This window comes from Aquabacter cavernae (assembly GCF_003993795.1).
GTDB classification, from domain to species: domain Bacteria; phylum Pseudomonadota; class Alphaproteobacteria; order Rhizobiales; family Xanthobacteraceae; genus Aquabacter; species Aquabacter cavernae.
In genome coordinates this window covers 202,171-218,505 of sequence record NZ_RWKV01000015.1, presented here as the reverse complement: position 1 = coordinate 218,505, position 16,335 = coordinate 202,171, and the positions used below count along the sequence as shown (strand labels likewise).

The window sequence follows — 16,335 nt, the reverse complement described above, 5'->3', positions numbered from 1 at the left end:
GTGATGCACCTGTTCACCATCGCCCCCTCCACGCCCTTCCTTCCGGCATTGGCGCAGGCGCTGCTGGACGGCACGCTGGTGCCCGGCTTCGCGCCGCGCGGCGATCCCTTCGCGCTCGCCTCCGCCACCCTCTATCTGCCCACCCGCCGCGCGGGCCGCCTGTTCGCCGAAACGCTGCTGGCGGCCACCGGGGAAAGCGCCGTGCTGCTGCCGCGCATCATCCCGCTGGGCGATGTGGACGAGGACGCCCTGGCCTTCTCCGACCTCGCCGCGCCCTTGTCCGCGCCCGTGGCGGTGTCGCCCGTGCACCGGCGCATCGCGCTCACCGCCCTCGTGGCCCACTGGCGCGAGACCATGGCGCGGGTGGAGGGTCAGGAGGCCGTTGCGGCGGGGCCTGCCTCCATCGTGGCGCTGGCGGACGAACTGGCCGCCTTGTTCGACCAGATGGCCATGGGCGGCATCCCGTGGGATCGCCTCGATACGCTCGATCTCGAAGAGCACGACGCCTATTTCGACCGGAGCTTGGCCTTCGTGCGCATCGCCCGCGCCGCCTGGAGCGACCATCTGGAGGCGCACGGCCTCGTGGAGGCGGCGATGCGGCGCGACGCCCTTGTGGCGGCGGAGGCAGCGCGCCTTGCCGCGCTCGGCCCGCGCGCGGGGCCGGTGATCGCGGCGGGCTCCACCGGCTCGCTCCCGGCGACCGCGCGCCTGCTCGGCGCGGTGGCGCGGTTGCCTTTGGGGGCGGTGGTGCTGCCGGGGCTGGACCTCTCCATGGAGGATGCGGCCTTCGCTGCCCTCACGGATGCGGAGGATGGGGCACCCGACCATCCCCAGTACAATCTCGCCCATCTGCTCGGCACCATGGGCGCGGAGCGACGCGATGTGGTGAGCCTCGGTGCGCCCGCCTCGCCCCGTGTCCGGCTCCTCGGCGAAGCCATGCGGCAGGCCCGCACGAGCCATCTCTGGGCGAACCTCTCCGAGCGCCTGCCCCCTGCCGCGCAGGACGCGGCACTTGCAGGCGTCACGCTGATCGAGGCGGCGGACGCCCGCGACGAAGCCTTGTGCATCGCGCTGGTGCTACGTGAGAGCCTGGACCATGCCGGGATGCGCGCCGCGCTCATCACGCCGGACCGGGATCTGGCGCGCCGCGTCACCGCCGAACTGGCGCGGTTCGGCGTCTCTATCGACGATTCCGCCGGCGAGCCCTTGTCCGAGACCGGGGCGGGGCGGCTCGCGCGGCTGGTGGTGCATGCGGCGGCGGACGGGTTCGCGCCCGTGCCGCTGTTCGCTCTGCTGAGCCACCCGCTCGCCGCGTTCGGCCTGGAGGCGGCGGACAAGCGCGCGGCGGTGGCGGCGCTGGAATTGATTGCCCTGCGCGGCCCGCGCCCCCGGCGCGGCATTGCCGGGCTTAAGGAGGCCATTGCCGCCTTCGATCCCGACGCCCTGCACCGCCTCGATCCGCGCCGGGTGCTGGATGCGGACGCCATCGGCCAGGCGCGGGATCTGGTGGACCGTCTGGAGGCGGCGCTGGCACCCCTGGAGAGCGGGACGGTGCCCCTCACCGCGCGCGTCGCGGGCCATCGGGCCGCCATGGAGGCGGTGGCGCGGCCCCTGGACGGCGAGGATGACGATCCGGCCTGGGCAGCCCTCTCGCTTGTGCTGGACGACATCGCCGGAGGCGCCGAGCACGGCCCGGCTTTGGACCTGAAGGATTATGCCGACATGGCGGCGCCGCTCCTCTCCGGCGAGATGGTGCGCCCGGCGACGGCGGATGCGCTGCCCATCCGCATCCTCGGCCCCCTGGAGGCGCGCCTCGTGGCGCTGGACCGGGTGGTGCTGGGGGGCCTCGTGGAGGGGAGCTGGCCGCCGCAGACGCGCTCCGACCCCTGGCTGTCGCGCCCCATGCGCGCGGCGCTCGGGCTCGATCTGCCGGAGCGCCGGGTGGGCCTGTCCGCCCACGACTTCGCCCAGGCGGCGGGCGTGCCGGACCTGTTCCTGACCTATGCGGGCAAGACCGAGGGGGCGCAGAGCGTGCCTTCCCGCTTCCTCCAGCGCTTCAAGACCGTGGCCGGAGCCGCGCGCTGGGAGGCGGCGCGCGCACGGGGCGAGACATGGCGTGCCGCCGCTGCGGCGCTCGACCGTGCGGAGCCGGTGCCGCGCGTGGTGCAGCCCGCGCCCGCGCCGCCCCTCGCGCTGCGCCCGCGCCGGCTCTCAGTCACCGAGATCGAGACCCTGTTGCGCGATCCCTATTCCATCTTCGCGCGCCATGTGCTGGGCCTGCAGCCGCTCGACCCGCTGGACGCGCTGCCCGGCGGCGCGGAGCGCGGGACGGCGCTGCACGACGCGCTGGGCCGGTTCGCCGCCCAATATCCCGAGGCGCTGCCCGCCGAGCCTCTGGAGAAGCTGTTGGCGCTCGGGCGCGAATCCTTCGCGCGCCTCGCGGTTTTTCCCGCCGAGCATGCCTTGTGGTGGGCCCGGTTCGAGCGGGTGGCGGGCTGGTTCATCGAATTTGAGCGCCGCCGCCGCCCCAGCCTGCGGCGCATCGCGGCGGAAGTGGGCGGGTCGCTGGAACTCCCCTTGCCCGGAGGCCCGTTCCGCCTCACCGGCAAGGCGGATCGCATCGACCTCCAGCGCGACGGACGCCTCGCCGTCCTCGACTACAAGACCGGCACTGCGCCTTCGGCCGCGCAGGTGCGGGCGCTGTCGCCCCAATTGCCGCTGGAGGCGGCCATGGCGGCGCGCGGCGCGTTCAAGGATGTTCCCGCCGCCGAGGTGGCCGACTTCTTCCATGTGGAACTGCGCGGCGGCGCGGAGCCGGGGCGCGAGAAACCCGCCATCGGCCGGGGCATGACCGCCGCCGCCGTTTCCGATGAGGTGCTGGGCAAGCTGGTGGAGCTTCTCGCCGCCTTCGATGATCCCGCGCAGGGCTATCGTGCGCTCGCCGCCCCCCAATGGCGCGGCCGCTTCGGTCCCTATGACCATCTCGCCCGCGTGAAGGAATGGAGCCTCGGGGCGGACGGGGAGGAGGGCGCATGAGCGGGGCCGTAACAAGCGGCGGCCTGCCCACGGGGCCGCTCGCCGAGGCGTCCCGTCGGCAGGGCGAGGCGTCCGCGCCGGGCAGCTCGGCCTGGGTGTCCGCCAATGCGGGCTCGGGCAAGACCCATGTCCTGGCGCAGCGTGTCATCCGCCTCATGCTGGCGGGCACGCCGCCGGGGCGCATCCTGTGCCTGACCTATACCAAGGCGGCGGCGGCCAACATGGCCAACCGCGTGCTCTCCATCCTCGGCCGCTGGGTGGCGCTGGACGATGCCGCGCTCGATGCCGAGCTGGCGCGCATGGAGGGCAATCCACCGGACCGCACGGCGCGGGAACGGGCGCGCCGCCTGTTCGCCGCCGCCCTGGAAACGCCGGGCGGCCTGAAAATCCAGACCATCCACGCCTTCTGCGGCGGGCTGCTGCACCGTTTCCCCTTCGAGGCGGGCGTGGCGGCGGGCTTCCGGGAACTGGACGAGGCCGGGCGTCTCGACCTCATGGCCCGGATCCGCGCCGATCTCGTGGTGGAGGCGGCGCAGGCGCCCCGCAGCCCGCTCGGCCGCGCTTTGTCCCGCCTCATGGAGGAGCGCAGCGATGCGGGGCTCGACGCCTTGCTGGAGGCGGCGGTGGCCATGCGCGCGGACATCCTGCCCTTGGCGGATGACGCGGCGGGAATGCGCGCCCGTCTCGCGCGGGTGCTGGGGCTGGACGCCGGGGAGGACCGCGCGTCCGTCGAGGCGCGTATCCTGGCGGGCGGCCCCCTGCCGCGCGCCCTCTGGGGGCAGGCGGCGACACTTCTGCTTTCCGGTTCGCAAAGCGATCAGGATCTCGGCACTGCCTTGGCCGAGGCGAACACGGTTGATGATCCGCGCGCGGCCCTCGCCGCCTATCTCTCCGTCTTCCTCACGGACAAGGGCCAGCCGCGCAGCGCCGCGCGCTTCGTGACCAAGCCGGTGCGGGCCCGCGCGCCGGACATGGCCGAACGGCTCGATGACGAGAAGGCCCATGTGGCTGATCTCGTGGAGCGGCTGCGGGCCTGCGTGATCCTGGAGCGGAGCGAGGCGGCATTGACCCTCGCGGGCTTGTGCGCCGCCCGCTACGAGGCGGCCAAGGCGGAACGCGGCCTGCTGGATTTTGACGACCTCATCGCCCGCACCGCCGGGCTGCTGGACCGGGTGCCCGCCTCCTTCGTGCATCTCAAGCTCGACCGGGGCATCGACCATGTGCTGGTGGACGAGGCGCAGGACACCAGCCCCGCCCAGTGGGAGGTGGTCCAGGGCCTGATCTCCGATTTCTTCGCCGGGGAGGGCGCGCGCGGCACGCTCTCGCGCACCCTGTTCGTGGTGGGCGATGAGAAGCAGTCCATCTTCTCCTTCCAGGGGGCGGACCCGCGCGCCTTCGGCGCCATGCACGGCAAGGTCGCCCGCGCGGCGGGGCGCGAGGCGTTCCGCGATGTGAGCCTGCCCCATTCCTTCCGCTCCGCCCCCGGCGTGCTGGAGGCGGTGGACAAGGTGTTCGCCAGCGCCGAGGCCCATGCGGGGCTCGTTGCCGAAGGTGCGCCGCCGCCCCATGCGGCCATCCGGGCGGATGCGCCCGCCCTCATCGAGATCTGGCCCACCGTCACGCCCGCGCCCCGGCCCAAGACGGATGACTGGCGCCGTCCGCTGGACGAGGTGCCGGTGGATGACCCGGTGAACATCCTCGCCCGGCGCATCGCCGCCTTCGTGCAATGGGGCATCCGCGAGCGCCTCGCCATTCCCTCGCGCGGCGGGCGGCCCATGCAGGCGCGGGACGTGATGGTGCTGGTGCGCCGTCGCGGCAAGCTGTTCGAGGCGGTCATCCGCGCGCTGAAGGGGGCGAGCGGTGTGGAAGTGGCGGGCGCCGATCGGCTGGTGGTGGCGGATCATATCGCCGCCCTCGACCTCATGGCCTTGGGCGACGCGCTGCTCTCGCCCGACGACGACCTCGCCCTCGCCGCCGTGCTCAAGAGCCCCCTGTTCGGGCTGACGGACGACGATCTCCTGGACCTCTGCCCCAATCGGGACAGGCGGCTGCGCGCCGTGCTGCGTGGCGAACCCAGGTTCAGTGAGATGGCGGACAGGCTGGAGCGTTGGGAGGCGGAGGCGCGCGCGTTGCGCCCGTTCGACTTCTACGCCCGCGTGCTCGGCCGCGATGGCGGGCGGCGGGCCATGCTGGCGCGGCTCGGCCCGGAGGCGGGCGACGTGCTGGACGAGTTCATGGCGCTCGCCCGTGCCTATGAGAGCAGCGAGCCGGCGAGCCTGCCGGGCTTTCTCGCCTTCCTGCGCCGGGGCGGCGCTGAGACCAAGCGCGACATGGAAAGCGGCCGCGACGAGGTGCGCGTCATGACGGTGCACGGCGCCAAGGGGCTGGAGGCGCCCATCGTGATCCTGGCGGACACTGTGGACGCGCCGCGCCCGCGTTTGCCCGGCGGCCTCATGGGCGTGGCCGATGCGGACGGGACGCTGGTGCCGGTGCTGGCAAGCCGCAAGGAAGAGGATCCCCCCGCCATGGCGGAGGCGCGCGCGGTCTCGGCCGCCCGCGAGGCGGAGGAATATCGGCGCCTGCTCTATGTGGCCCTCACCCGCGCGGAAGACGCCATCCTGGTGTGCGGCGCCGAGACGCGCCTGCCGGGCGCGGACAAGCCCCATGCCCGGGCCGAGGGCTGCTGGTACGATCTGGTGCGCGACGCCTTGGCCCGCGAGGCCGTGGAGGTGCAGGCGGGCTATGCGGAGGGGCCGGTGCTGCGCTGGCGCCGGGCGGAGGCGTTCGCTCCCAGCTCCACCCGGCTTGCGGCCCTCACGGTCGCGCCGCCGCAGGCTTTGCCGCTGGGCGCGCTGGACGTGCCCGCTCCCCGGCTGCGCCTTCGTCCCTCGCGCGCCTCCCATGCGGGTGGGACGGCCGGGGCCGGGGCGCGCACCAGCCTTCCGGCTGCCGATCTGCCTCCCTCTGTCCGGGGCGATCTGATTCACCGGCTCCTTGCCGGCTTGCCGGACCTCCCCGTGGCCGAGCGGGAGGCGGCGGGCCTTCGCCTTCTGCGCCAGGCGGCGCCCGGCTTGCCGGGTGATCTGGAGCAGGCCCTTCTCGGAGAGGCGATGGGCGTGATCGGCCATAGGGCGCTGGCCCATCTGTTCGGCGCCGGGAGCCGCGCGGAAGTGCCCGTGACGGGTGCCTGGCGGACGGAGGACGGGCGCGCGGTGGAAGTTGCCGGGCGCATGGACCGCATCGTCCGCCTGCCGGACCGCCTCGTGATCGCGGATTTCAAGACCGACCGCGTGCCCTCGGCGTCCGGCGATGCCGTGTCGCGGGTCTACGAACTCCAGCTCGGCCTTTACGCGGCGGCGCTGCGTCGCGCGTTTTCAGGACTCAGCATCGAGGCGATTTTGGTATATACGAGGGGCCCGGCAATTCATGAGATCCCGGCGTCGCGCCTTGCGGCTGCGTCGCGCGAGGCTGAGGCTGCCGATCGGGGCGGGTCCCTGTGATCGGTAATCCCAGGTTCAGGGGATCGGGCGAAGCCGCGGCCTGTTTTCTTGCGATGCAAGGGAGCGGTGGCGGGCTCGGGTGGAGCGAAGTCGGCCCACTGCCTTGATGCGGGTCACGAGGTCGCGACTGCGCCTTGACGCATAGGGGAGGGGGTTCCTAATTTGTGGGGAGCGTTTTTTGCGTTCGCCCAAGAGGTGTCCCATGTCTGTTGAAAAAGTGTCCGATCAGTCCTTCGACCAGGATGTCCTGAAGTCGGGCGCTCCGGTTGTGGTCGATTTCTGGGCCGAATGGTGCGGCCCGTGCCGCATGGTGGCGCCCATCCTCGACGAGGTTTCGGGCGAGCTGGGCGACAAGATCAAGATCGTGAAGCTGAACGTGGACGAGAATCCGGAGACGGCGTCCAAGTACGGCATCATGTCCATTCCCACGCTGCTCCTGTTCAAGGACGGAAAGATCGCCTCGCGCCAGGTCGGCGCGGCACCCAAGGCGAAGCTCGTCCAATGGATCAACGGGTCGATCTGAGGCGATAAGCCGATCTGACGGAGGCGGGCAGGGGCCCGCCTCTTTTCATTGCCGGGGGGCAAGTGTGAACCGTTTCCGCCAAGCGTGCCGAGGGGCCGCGCCGCGATGATCGATCCTGGCGAAACGGCGCCCGCAGGGGCGCCGCCGCTCGTTTCAACGTCGGCACCAGCCCGGCGCAAGCCTTTGCTGTCTCGTATTCTAAGCATCTGCGCTCGGGGGCGAGGGGCCGGGAATATGTCGGCGGCGAATGACGACGTGCGGGACGCCTGGGGGGACCTTTCGGTGCCCACCATGCGCATGCTCAGCGGGCAGAGCGCGGTGTCCCGGCGTCTGGTCAAGGGGGCCTATGTCCCGGTCTTCACCGGCCTGATCATCGCCGCGGTGCTGTGCATCCAGGGTTTCATGCTGTGGCAGGCGCGCCAGGAGGCGTGGAGCCGGGCCCTGCATACCGGCGAGAACGTCGCCCGCACCCTCTCCGATTCCATCGCCAAGAACCTGGAAGTGGTGGAGGTGAACGTCGCCGGCGCCCAGAGCGTGCTGGAAAGCAGCGACTTCGATTCCCTGCCCCAGCGCCAGCGCGACCTGCTCCTGTTCGACCGCTCGGTGCCGGCCGACCTGCTCAACGTCATGCTGGTGGTCTCGCGCAAGGGCGAGGTGGTGCTGGAGGTGGGCGGTCTCGCGCCGTCGCCGGTCAGCCTGGCCGACCGGGATTATTTCCTCGTCCACATGCGCCGCGATGTGGGCACCTATCTCAGCCAGCCCTTCCGCAGCCGGTATCGCAGCGGCGATCCCACCCTGGCCATGAGCCGGCGGGTGAACGGTGCGGACGGCTCCTTCAACGGCATGGTCATGGCGGGCGTCCGCCTCGCTTATTTCCGCTCGCTGCTGGACAATGTGCGTCTCGGCCCGGACAGCGCCGTCACCCTTCTCAGCACCACCGGCACCGTGCTGATGCGCTCACCCTCCTCGGATGGCGCGGGCAATGTGGGCGCGGAGGTGCAGCATGGCGGCGTTCTCGACCGCATGCTCGCTTATTCCGATCCGTTCGTGGACGAGGGCCTGCTGGACGGGTCCCAGCGCCTCTATGTCTATCAGCGCGTGGCGGATTTCCCGCTGATCCTGGCCGTGGGCCTCGCCACGTCCGACATCTATGCCGAGTGGAACCGTCAGGCGCTGACCTTCGGCGCGCTCACCCTCGCCTTCTGCGTGGCGCTCGCCTTCCTGGTGCGCGGGCTCCAGCGCGGCCTCGTGCGCAGCACGGAGATGGAAGAGCTTCTCAAGAAGATGTCCCTCACGGACGTGCTGACCGGCCTGCCCAATCGCCGCGCCTTTGATGATCGCCTGGACTCGGAAGTGCGCCGCATGGCGCGCGAAGGGCGGCCCATCGCGCTGCTCCTGGTGGACGTGGACCACTTCAAGGCGGTCAACGACACCTATGGCCATCTGAACGGCGACCGGCTGCTGCGCACGCTGGGCCGCCAGATCCAGCGGTCCGTCGGCCGTCCCGGCGACGTGGCGGCCCGGTTCGGCGGCGAGGAGTTCGCCGTGCTGCTGCCGGACACGGACCTGAAGGGCGCGCGCTACATCGCCGAGCGCATCCGCTCCGACGTGGAGCGCTGTTTCATGACCCTGGACAGCGGCCAGCGCCTCTCCGCGACGGTGAGCGTCGGCCTCGTGAGCGCCGAGCCGTCGGGCGGGGAGAACCCGCATATCCTGGTGAGGCAGGCGGACGAGGCTCTCTACGAGGCCAAGGCCCAGGGCCGCAACACGGTGGTGTGGCACGAAATTCCCGCCGCCGCCGCGACGCCCGCCGACCGCACGGTCCTGCCGCTGAGCCCGCCTGCGGTTTCCACCCAGAGCCCGTCCGCCGCCTGAGGCGACCGTCTCCGCCCTGTGGCGGGGAGCCTGCTGTCAGTCGCCGTCCAGTGTCTCGTGGACCGGGGCCCAGAACAGGATGCGGGCACGGGCGAAGGCGACGGTGCGCTGAAGCGCGATGCCCATAAAGGCGAGGAGCACCAGGGCAGCGAGCGAGCCGGCAATGTCCAGCGAGGCGTTGCGGCTGAGGATCAGCACGCCCAGTCCCGAATTGCCGCCCACGAACTCGCCCACCACCGCGCCCAGGATGGAATAGACCGCCGCCATTTCCAGCCCCGCGAACACGTAAGGCAGGGCGCCGGGGAATTTCACGAGGCGGAACGTGGTCCAGCGGCTCGCCTTCAGGCTCGCCATCAATTCCACCCGGTCCTTTTCCACGCTGGCGAAGCCCGCCGCCGTGTTGATGAGGAGAGGGAAGAAGGTGAGCAGCACGCCCAGCAGGATCTTGGATTCGATGCCGAAGCCGAACCAGACCACGAACAGCGGCGCCAGCGCCACCTTGGGCACGCTCTGCAGGCCGATGACATAAGGCAGGATCAGCCGCCGCACGCCCTTGAACTCCACCACCAGCGCCCCCGCCAAGATGCCCAGCAGACTGCCGAGCACGAAGGAGGAGAGCGCTTCCACCAGCGTGGTGAAGATGTTCACGTAATACTGGGACGGCGACAGGAAGGGCGGCGCGAAGCCGCGCACCAGCGCCATGAAGATCTGCGAGGGCTGGGGAAACACATAGTCCGGCACCTGGAACCAGCGCAGCCCATATTCCAGCGCCACCATCAGGATGGCGAAGGTGATCAGGCCCAGATGCCGGTTGACCAGGCGGGCGAGGGAGAAGCGCGGGCGCTCCGTGTCCACCTCTGTCCGGGAAGGGGCGTCAATCGACATGGGGACGGTCCTTTGCGCCGATGCCGAACAGGCCGCGAATGTGCCGCACCAGCTCCGCGAAGGCGGGCTCGGACATGGTGTCGAGGTCGCGCGGGCGGGGCAGGTCCACCTTGATCTCCTCCACGATGCGCCCCGGGCGCGGGCTCATCACCAGCACGCGGTCGGCCAGGAAGACGGCTTCCGGGATGGAATGGGTGATGAGGAAGATGGTCTTCCCGCTTTCCCGCCAGATGCGCTGGAGTTCCAGGTTCATGGTGTCGCGCGTCATGGCGTCGAGGGCGCCGAACGGCTCGTCCATGAGCAGGATGGAGGGGTCGTGCAGCAGCGCGCGCGTGATGGAGCAGCGCTGCTGCATGCCGCCGGACAATTCGCCGGGATAGGAGCCCGCGAATTGCTCCAGCCCGACCATTTTCAGGAGGTCGCGGGCCCGGGCCTCGGCCGCTTTCGCGTCGAGGCCCAGAACCTGCGCCGGCAGCATCGTATTCTGAAGGACCGTGCGCCAGGGCAGAAGCACGGGGGCCTGGAAGACGAGACCGAGCCGGTTGGCCGCATCACTGGGCGGCCGCCCCCTGACCGTCACCGTGCCCACGGAGTGTGGGACGATGCCGGCAAGGATCTTGAGGAGGGTGGACTTGCCGCATCCGGACGGACCCACGATGCAGACGAACTCGCCCTCCTGAACGGTGAAATCGATGTCGTCGAGCGCGAGCACATGGCCCTCGCGCTTCGAGCGATAGGTCTTGGTCAGCCCCTTCACCGCGATGGTGGGGACAGCCGGGGATGTCGCGGCCGGTGCGGTGGAACCGCTCTCGGGCCCGTCGGGGAGGCGTGCTGCGGCCTCTCGCGCATGCATGGTTCCGAGTTCCCCTTTTTCTTTTGGTGCCGTGGCACCGCGTTTGGCGGCGCCACGGAAGACATGTGCCCGCGATCCGTTCAGGCCAGGGCGCGCACCGTGTTGCGCAGGATGCCGATGCCTTCCACCTCGGCCTCCACCACGTCGCCGTCATTCAGCCAGCGCTGTGGGGTCATGCCGAGCGCCACGCCCGCCGGGGTGCCGGTGGCGACGATGTCGCCCGGCTCCAGGGTCAGGCCCTCGGAGAGCACCGAGACGATGGTGGCCACATTGAACAGGAGGTCGGCGGTGCTGGAATCCTGGCGGGTCTCGCCGTTCACCCGCAGCGTGACCCGCCGGCCGGAGGGGTCGCCGAACGTGTCGGCGGTGACGATCCAGGGGCCGATGGGGCAGAAGGTGTCGAGGCCCTTGCCCTTGAACCACTGGTGATGGCGCTTCTGGAGGTCGCGCGCCGTCACGTCGTTGAGCACCGTGTAGCCGAAGACGGCGGACATGGCCTCGTCCACGGAAATGTCCCGGCACGTCTTCCCGATCACCAGGGCCAACTCCACCTCATAGTCGAGCTGCGCGGTAAGGTTGGTGTCGAGGCGGATGGGGCTCTCATGGCCGGTCACGGAGGTGGGCGGCTTGGAGAAGAATTCCGGCACGGTGGGGAAGACCAGCGGCACGCCCCGCGCCCGTGCGCCTTCCTCGATATGGGCCTTGTAGTTGCGGCCCACGCAGAAGACGTTCTTGGACGGCCGGGGAATGGGCGCCAGCAGCGTCACCTCTGCGAGGGGAAGCCAGGCGGTGTCCGGCGCGCCCGCGGAGAGGCGGCGCAGCGCGTCGAGTGCGGCCGCGCCGCCCTCGATTGTCGCCTGCATGCTCTCGGGCACGGTTCCGGCAGGTGCGGCGGCGGCCAGGTCGAGCAGTCGCTCGCCCTTCACGATGCCGAGGGCCGGAACACCCGATCTGGAGAAGGTTGCGAGGCGCATGGCTTATTCCTTCACCGTCGTGAAGGCGGCCGGGATGTGGAATTCCAGGAAGCCGGCGGAGGTGATGCCCTCCGCGCAGCGCAGGGCATGGATGTCGCCGGCCCGGAACACGGTGGCGTCGCCCGGCTTCACCACCACTTCCTTGCCGTCCACCACGAAGGTGATGGCGCCTTCCAGCAGCACGAACATGCTTTCGGCATCGGGATGATGGTGCAGGGGCGTGACGGTGTCGCGCTCATATTCCACGATCATGGCGTGGCCGCGCTGCGACTTCGAGGCTTCCTTGCTGACGATGTAATAGCGCTTCTTCTTCTGCTCCGGCACCACCACCAAGGGCAGTTCGCCGCGCGGGCGGATGGCGACGCCGCCGGTGAAGCCGGCGAGGCCCGAGGTGGCACCCTTCGGCGGGGCCAGCACGCGCAGCATCTGGGTCTCGCCGTCGAAGACGTTGGCGACGGAGTAGGCCGTGTTTTCCTCGATCACGGCGGCGGCCTGGAACGGCAGGTCGCTGGAGGTGTCGTCCACGGTCAGGCGGGTCGCGCCGCCGACGATGAACAGATAGCAGTCGGACCCTTCCGGCGCCGTCTCCTCAAACACCGCCCCGGCGGCTAGAGTGAGGAGTTCCGCGTCCATCAACTGGGTCTGCCCCCCGGTTACCGAGGCGCGAACCACACCAGGACCCACGCTTTCACCCGGCAATTCGGTCAGCGTCACCACTCGTGCCATGCCTAATCTCCCTCGCCAGCCCGAGCCGTGCCTTTATCGAAGGCTGGCCTTCAAATTGTGCATGCCTTGCGGTAGATGTCAAAACGGACGTTTGAAATAGTTGCGCATATGAACTCAGATTCCTCAGCCAAGCGAACACCCCGGGCTTCCGCCAAAGCCGCGTCCAAGGCGGGGGAGGGCGCGCCGCATGACGCGCCGGACCCGACCGTCGCGGCACTGCCGGCGGATGTCTCCGAAACCGGAGGCGGAGCCAAGGGACGGAGCGCCTCCAAGCGCGGCTCTAAGGCGGCGGCACCGGGGGCGGACGCGGCCCCCACAGGCGCCTATGACCCCGCCGAGACGCGCAACCGCCTGCTGGATAAGGCCGAGGCCTTGTTCGCGGAGCACGGCTTCAACGGCGTCTCCATGCGCACCATCACCGGCGCTGCCGGGGTCAATCTCGCGGCCGCCCATTATCATTTCCAGAGCAAGGAAGGTCTCTACCGGGCTGTGTTCGCGCGCCGGGTGGGGCCCATGAATATGGAGCGGGAGGAGTTGCTCCGGGCCTGCCTCGCGGAGGAGGAGCGCACCGGCCGCATGGATCCGGCGGCGGTGCTCGACGCCTTCATCGGCCCCGCCATCCGGGTGAGCAACGAGCCCGGCGCCGACAATTTCCGCCGCCTCTCCGGCCGCTCGGCCGCCGATCCCTCGCCGGAGGTGCGGCGGGTGGTCTATGAGCTTTACGATCAGGTGGCCGTGCGCTTCGTGGATCTGCTGGCCAGGGCCTGCCCGCACCTCACCCGTGAAGACCTGTTCTGGCGGCTGGCCTGCGCCTATGGCGCCATGATGTATGTGCGCGCCGATAGCGGGCGCCTCCAGCGCCTGCTGGGCGACGAATTCACCATGTCCGACAGCGCCGCCGCCATGCGCCACCTCATTCCGGTTCTGACGGCGGGCTTCACGCTCCCGTCCCTGGCGGTGCCCGCCAAGGCCCCGCGCCGCGCCCCGGCCAAGGCGTCTCCCACATCTCCGAAGCCCGCAGCCCGCAAGAAGACGAGCACCACATGACCTTCCGCGATCTGTTCGGCCCCGGCCGCTCCACCGTCCACGCCACGGGCGCCATGGCGGCGACCTCCCATCCGCTGGCCACCGCCACCGCTTTGGACGTGCTGCGCGACGGCGGCAATGCCGTGGATGCGGGACTTGCCGCCTGCGCCGTGCTGGCGGTGGTGGAGCCGCAGATGACCGGCATTGGCGGCGACTGCTTCTGCCTGCTGGCCAAGAACGGCCAGGGGCCGGTGATCGCCTATAACGGCTCCGGCCGGGCGCCCGCCGGGGCGAGCCTCGCGCGCTATCAGGCGGAAGGCATCACCGCCATCGATCCCCTGGGGCCGCACGCGGTCACCATTCCCGGTGCCATCGAGGCGTGGCACCGCCTCGCCGCCGACCACGGCACCATCCCGCTCTCAACCCTCCTGGAACCCGCCGCGCGCTATGCGGAGGAGGGGCATCCGATCCATGAGCGGATCGTGTTCGACCTGCGGTCCTTCCTGGCCAAGGTGCGCCGGGCGGAAGGGTTCGCCGCGCTCATCCTGGATGACGGCGACCTGCCGCGCCCCGGTCGCCTCTACACCAATCGCGCTCTCGGCCAGAGCCTGCGGGACATCGCCAAGGGCGGGCCCGACGCCTTTTATCGCGGCCCCATCGCCGCCCATCTGGCAGACTTCCTCACGGAGCGGGGCGGCTTCCAGACCCGCGCCGATTTCGCCGCCACTGCCGGCAATTATGTGGAGCCGGTGAGCGCCGACTATCGGGGCCACACGGTCTATCAATGCCCGCCCAACGGGCAGGGCATCATCACCCTGCTGCTGCTGCGCATCCTCTCCCATCTGGACGTGGCGGCGGACGGGCCGCAGAGCCCCGAGCGCTTCCATAAGCTCATGGAGGCGGCGCGCATCGCCTTCTCCATCCGCGACGCCTGGCTGGCCGACCCCGAGCATTATCCCGTGCCCTGGGAGCGCTTCCTGTCGGACGCCTTCACCAAGGCGGCTGCGGCGCGCATCCGGCCCGACGCGGTGCTGGACGTGAGCACGCCCGACGACCTGCCCGAGCACAAGGACACGGTCTATCTCACGGTGGTGGACCGCGACCGCACCGCCTTCTCGCTCATCAATTCCATCTTCGAGCCGTTCGGCAGCGCGCTCTACGAGCCGCAGACCGGCATCCTGCTGCACAATCGCGGACGCTCCTTCTCCCTGAAGGAGGGGCACCCCAACGCCATCGCGCCGGGCAAGCGGCCCATGCACACCATCATTCCCGGCATGGTGATGAAGGAGGGGCGGGTGCTCTATTCCTATGGCGTCATGGGCGGGCATTTCCAGCCCGTGGGCCATGCCACTTTGCTCTCGAACCTCATCGATTACGGCATGGACATGCAGCAGGCGGCGGACGCGCCGCGCGCCTTCCCGCAGGACGGGAAGGTGATGGTGGAGCACACCTTGCCGGAAGCCACCCGCGCGCGCCTTGCCGCCATCGGCCATACCGTGGAATTGCGGGCCGATCCCATCGGCGGGGCGCAGGCCATTCGCATCGATCCGCAGTCGGGCGTCCTGTCCGGCTGCTCCGACCCTCGCAAGGACGGGTGCGCGCTGGGATTTTGAGGGCGGGCGGAGGTTTCTCCGCGGAATCTCAAACGGACGTTTGACATTCCGTGGGGCCTGCCTCAGCCTTCTCGTCACGGTCTCGAAACCGCCGGTGCCGGACCGGTCAGCAGGCGTTTTGAACGGAACCGGCTCCCCAGGAGGATCGCAATAAGGCTGATAACCGGAGCTGGGAGCAAGATACGTATGCCGCTGATTGGACAATCCCTGGCACGCCTCGCGGGTGCCCTGTCGTTTCCCCTGGCCCTCTGTACGGCCGTTCCCGCCTTCGCCCAGGTGCCGGAGCCGGTGATCGGCGTCTCCTCGCGCAGCTTCAATCCCGGCTTCTCCAACATGTGGATCGGCACCACGATGGGGCTGTTCGGCAGCGCCATCGCGCCGAAGTCGGTGGGCACGCAGGGCGCGGCGGAGAACCTCCAGCTCATGCTCTCCGGCCAGCTCACCATGAGCACGGGGACCCAGGACATCATCCTGAATTCCGCCGCCGAGGGGCGTAAGCTGCCGGCGGTCATCCCCTGCGTCTATCTGCGCGGCGTCCTGCACCGCATCTCGGTCATGCCGGACAGCGCCATCACCTCCTATGCCGCCCTCAAGGGCAAGAAGATCGGCGTGCCGACCTTGGCCTATGGCGGCGTGGGCTATCTGAAGTTCGCGCTGCGCCATGCGGGCATCAGCGCGGCCGATGTCACCATGCTGCCCGTGGGCGACGGCCAGCAGGCCGCGGCCGCCCTCACCTCGGGCCGCGTGGATGCGCTGCTGAATGCCGATGTGGACGTGGTGCGGCTGAAGACGCTGGGCATCGACGTGCGCGTCCTCGAACCGCCGGGCGACATGAAGAATGCCGCCACCGCCTATGTCTTCGCCTTCCAGCGTCCCTGGTTCGACGGCCACAAGACCGAGGCGCTGGAGATGCTCAAGGGCATGATCCGCTCCATCATCGTGATGACGGAGAATCCCGAGGCGGCCGTGCGGGTGAGCTATTACATGTACCCGGCCTCGGTCCCCACCGGCATCTCCCGCGAGCAGGCCATCAAGGACGCGGTGACCATCATCAACACCCGCGCCCCGCTGATCTCCCGCGATGCCGCCAACAACGACAAATGGTGCTCCTTCTCCAAGGAGAACTGGAGCGACTTCGTGGAAATCCTCGGCCTTGAAGGCAAGGTCAACCCGATGGACTTCTATACCGACGAGCTGATCGCGGGCGTGAACACCATCGACGAGGCGGGCCTGCGCAAATGGGCGCGCGACCTCAAGGTGCCCGAGGGCGATGCCGAGATCGCCAAGTGGCTGGCGGCCCTCAAGCCGCCGCTCTGAAACCTGT

At 70.0% G+C, this 16,335-nt stretch carries 11 protein-coding genes; 7 read left to right on the top strand and 4 right to left on the bottom strand.

What is annotated here, in order from left to right:
* The first annotated feature begins 3 nt into the window (after positions 1 to 3).
* The 4 genes from addB (at position 4) to EJJ38_RS14375 (ending at position 8,934) form a co-directional block, all read left to right on the top strand.
* A complete protein-coding gene (addB, locus tag EJJ38_RS14390) occupies positions 4 to 3,036 on the top strand; it encodes a double-strand break repair protein AddB (protein ID WP_127090817.1) in 3,033 nt (1,010 codons plus the stop codon).
* On the top strand, positions 3,033 to 6,536 hold the full coding sequence (addA, locus tag EJJ38_RS14385; RefSeq protein WP_164738516.1) for a double-strand break repair helicase AddA: 3,504 nt from the start codon (positions 3,033 to 3,035) through the stop codon (positions 6,534 to 6,536). Before addB ends, addA begins: the two co-directional genes overlap by 4 nt.
* 202 nt (positions 6,537 to 6,738) lie before the next feature.
* Positions 6,739 to 7,059 carry a thioredoxin gene (gene trxA, locus EJJ38_RS14380; protein ID WP_127090815.1) on the top strand — a complete coding sequence of 107 codons (321 nt, stop codon included), beginning with the start codon at positions 6,739 to 6,741 and terminating at the stop codon, positions 7,057 to 7,059.
* Positions 7,060 to 7,293: 234 nt separating this feature from the next.
* The gene (locus tag EJJ38_RS14375) at positions 7,294 to 8,934 is read left to right on the top strand and encodes a sensor domain-containing diguanylate cyclase (protein ID WP_164738515.1); all 1,641 of its coding nucleotides are present in this window, start codon (positions 7,294 to 7,296) and stop codon (positions 8,932 to 8,934) included.
* 36 nt (positions 8,935 to 8,970) lie between these two features.
* Here the strand turns inward: EJJ38_RS14375 and EJJ38_RS14370 are convergent, their stop codons facing one another.
* The 4 genes from EJJ38_RS14370 to EJJ38_RS14355 form a co-directional block, all read right to left on the bottom strand.
* Positions 8,971 to 9,819, bottom strand: a complete 849-nt coding sequence (locus EJJ38_RS14370) for an ABC transporter permease (RefSeq protein ID WP_127090813.1) — start codon at positions 9,817 to 9,819, stop codon at positions 8,971 to 8,973.
* A complete protein-coding gene (locus tag EJJ38_RS14365) occupies positions 9,809 to 10,672 on the bottom strand; it encodes an ABC transporter ATP-binding protein (protein WP_127090812.1) in 864 nt (287 codons plus the stop codon). The genes EJJ38_RS14370 and EJJ38_RS14365 overlap by 11 nt, the downstream gene beginning before the upstream one ends.
* A gap of 80 nt (positions 10,673 to 10,752) precedes the next feature.
* Entirely contained in the window at positions 10,753 to 11,646 is an 894-nt protein-coding gene (locus EJJ38_RS14360) for a fumarylacetoacetate hydrolase family protein (RefSeq protein ID WP_127090811.1), read from the bottom strand.
* Positions 11,647 to 11,649: 3 nt separating this feature from the next.
* A complete protein-coding gene (locus tag EJJ38_RS14355) occupies positions 11,650 to 12,372 on the bottom strand; it encodes a cupin domain-containing protein (RefSeq protein WP_127090810.1) in 723 nt (240 codons plus the stop codon).
* Between the two features lie 108 nt (positions 12,373 to 12,480).
* On the opposite strand from EJJ38_RS14355, the gene EJJ38_RS14350 reads away from it, so the two are divergent.
* The 3 genes from EJJ38_RS14350 (at position 12,481) to EJJ38_RS14340 (ending at position 16,328) form a co-directional block, all read left to right on the top strand.
* Positions 12,481 to 13,419 carry a TetR/AcrR family transcriptional regulator gene (locus EJJ38_RS14350; RefSeq protein ID WP_164738514.1) on the top strand — a complete coding sequence of 313 codons (939 nt, stop codon included), beginning with the start codon at positions 12,481 to 12,483 and terminating at the stop codon, positions 13,417 to 13,419.
* On the top strand, positions 13,416 to 15,011 hold the full coding sequence (ggt, locus tag EJJ38_RS14345) for a gamma-glutamyltransferase (protein WP_205666176.1): 1,596 nt from the start codon (positions 13,416 to 13,418) through the stop codon (positions 15,009 to 15,011). The genes EJJ38_RS14350 and ggt overlap by 4 nt, the downstream gene beginning before the upstream one ends.
* 186 nt (positions 15,012 to 15,197) lie before the next feature.
* A complete protein-coding gene (locus tag EJJ38_RS14340; protein ID WP_127090808.1) occupies positions 15,198 to 16,328 on the top strand; it encodes an ABC transporter substrate-binding protein in 1,131 nt (376 codons plus the stop codon).
* Positions 16,329 to 16,335: the final 7 nt, after the last annotated feature.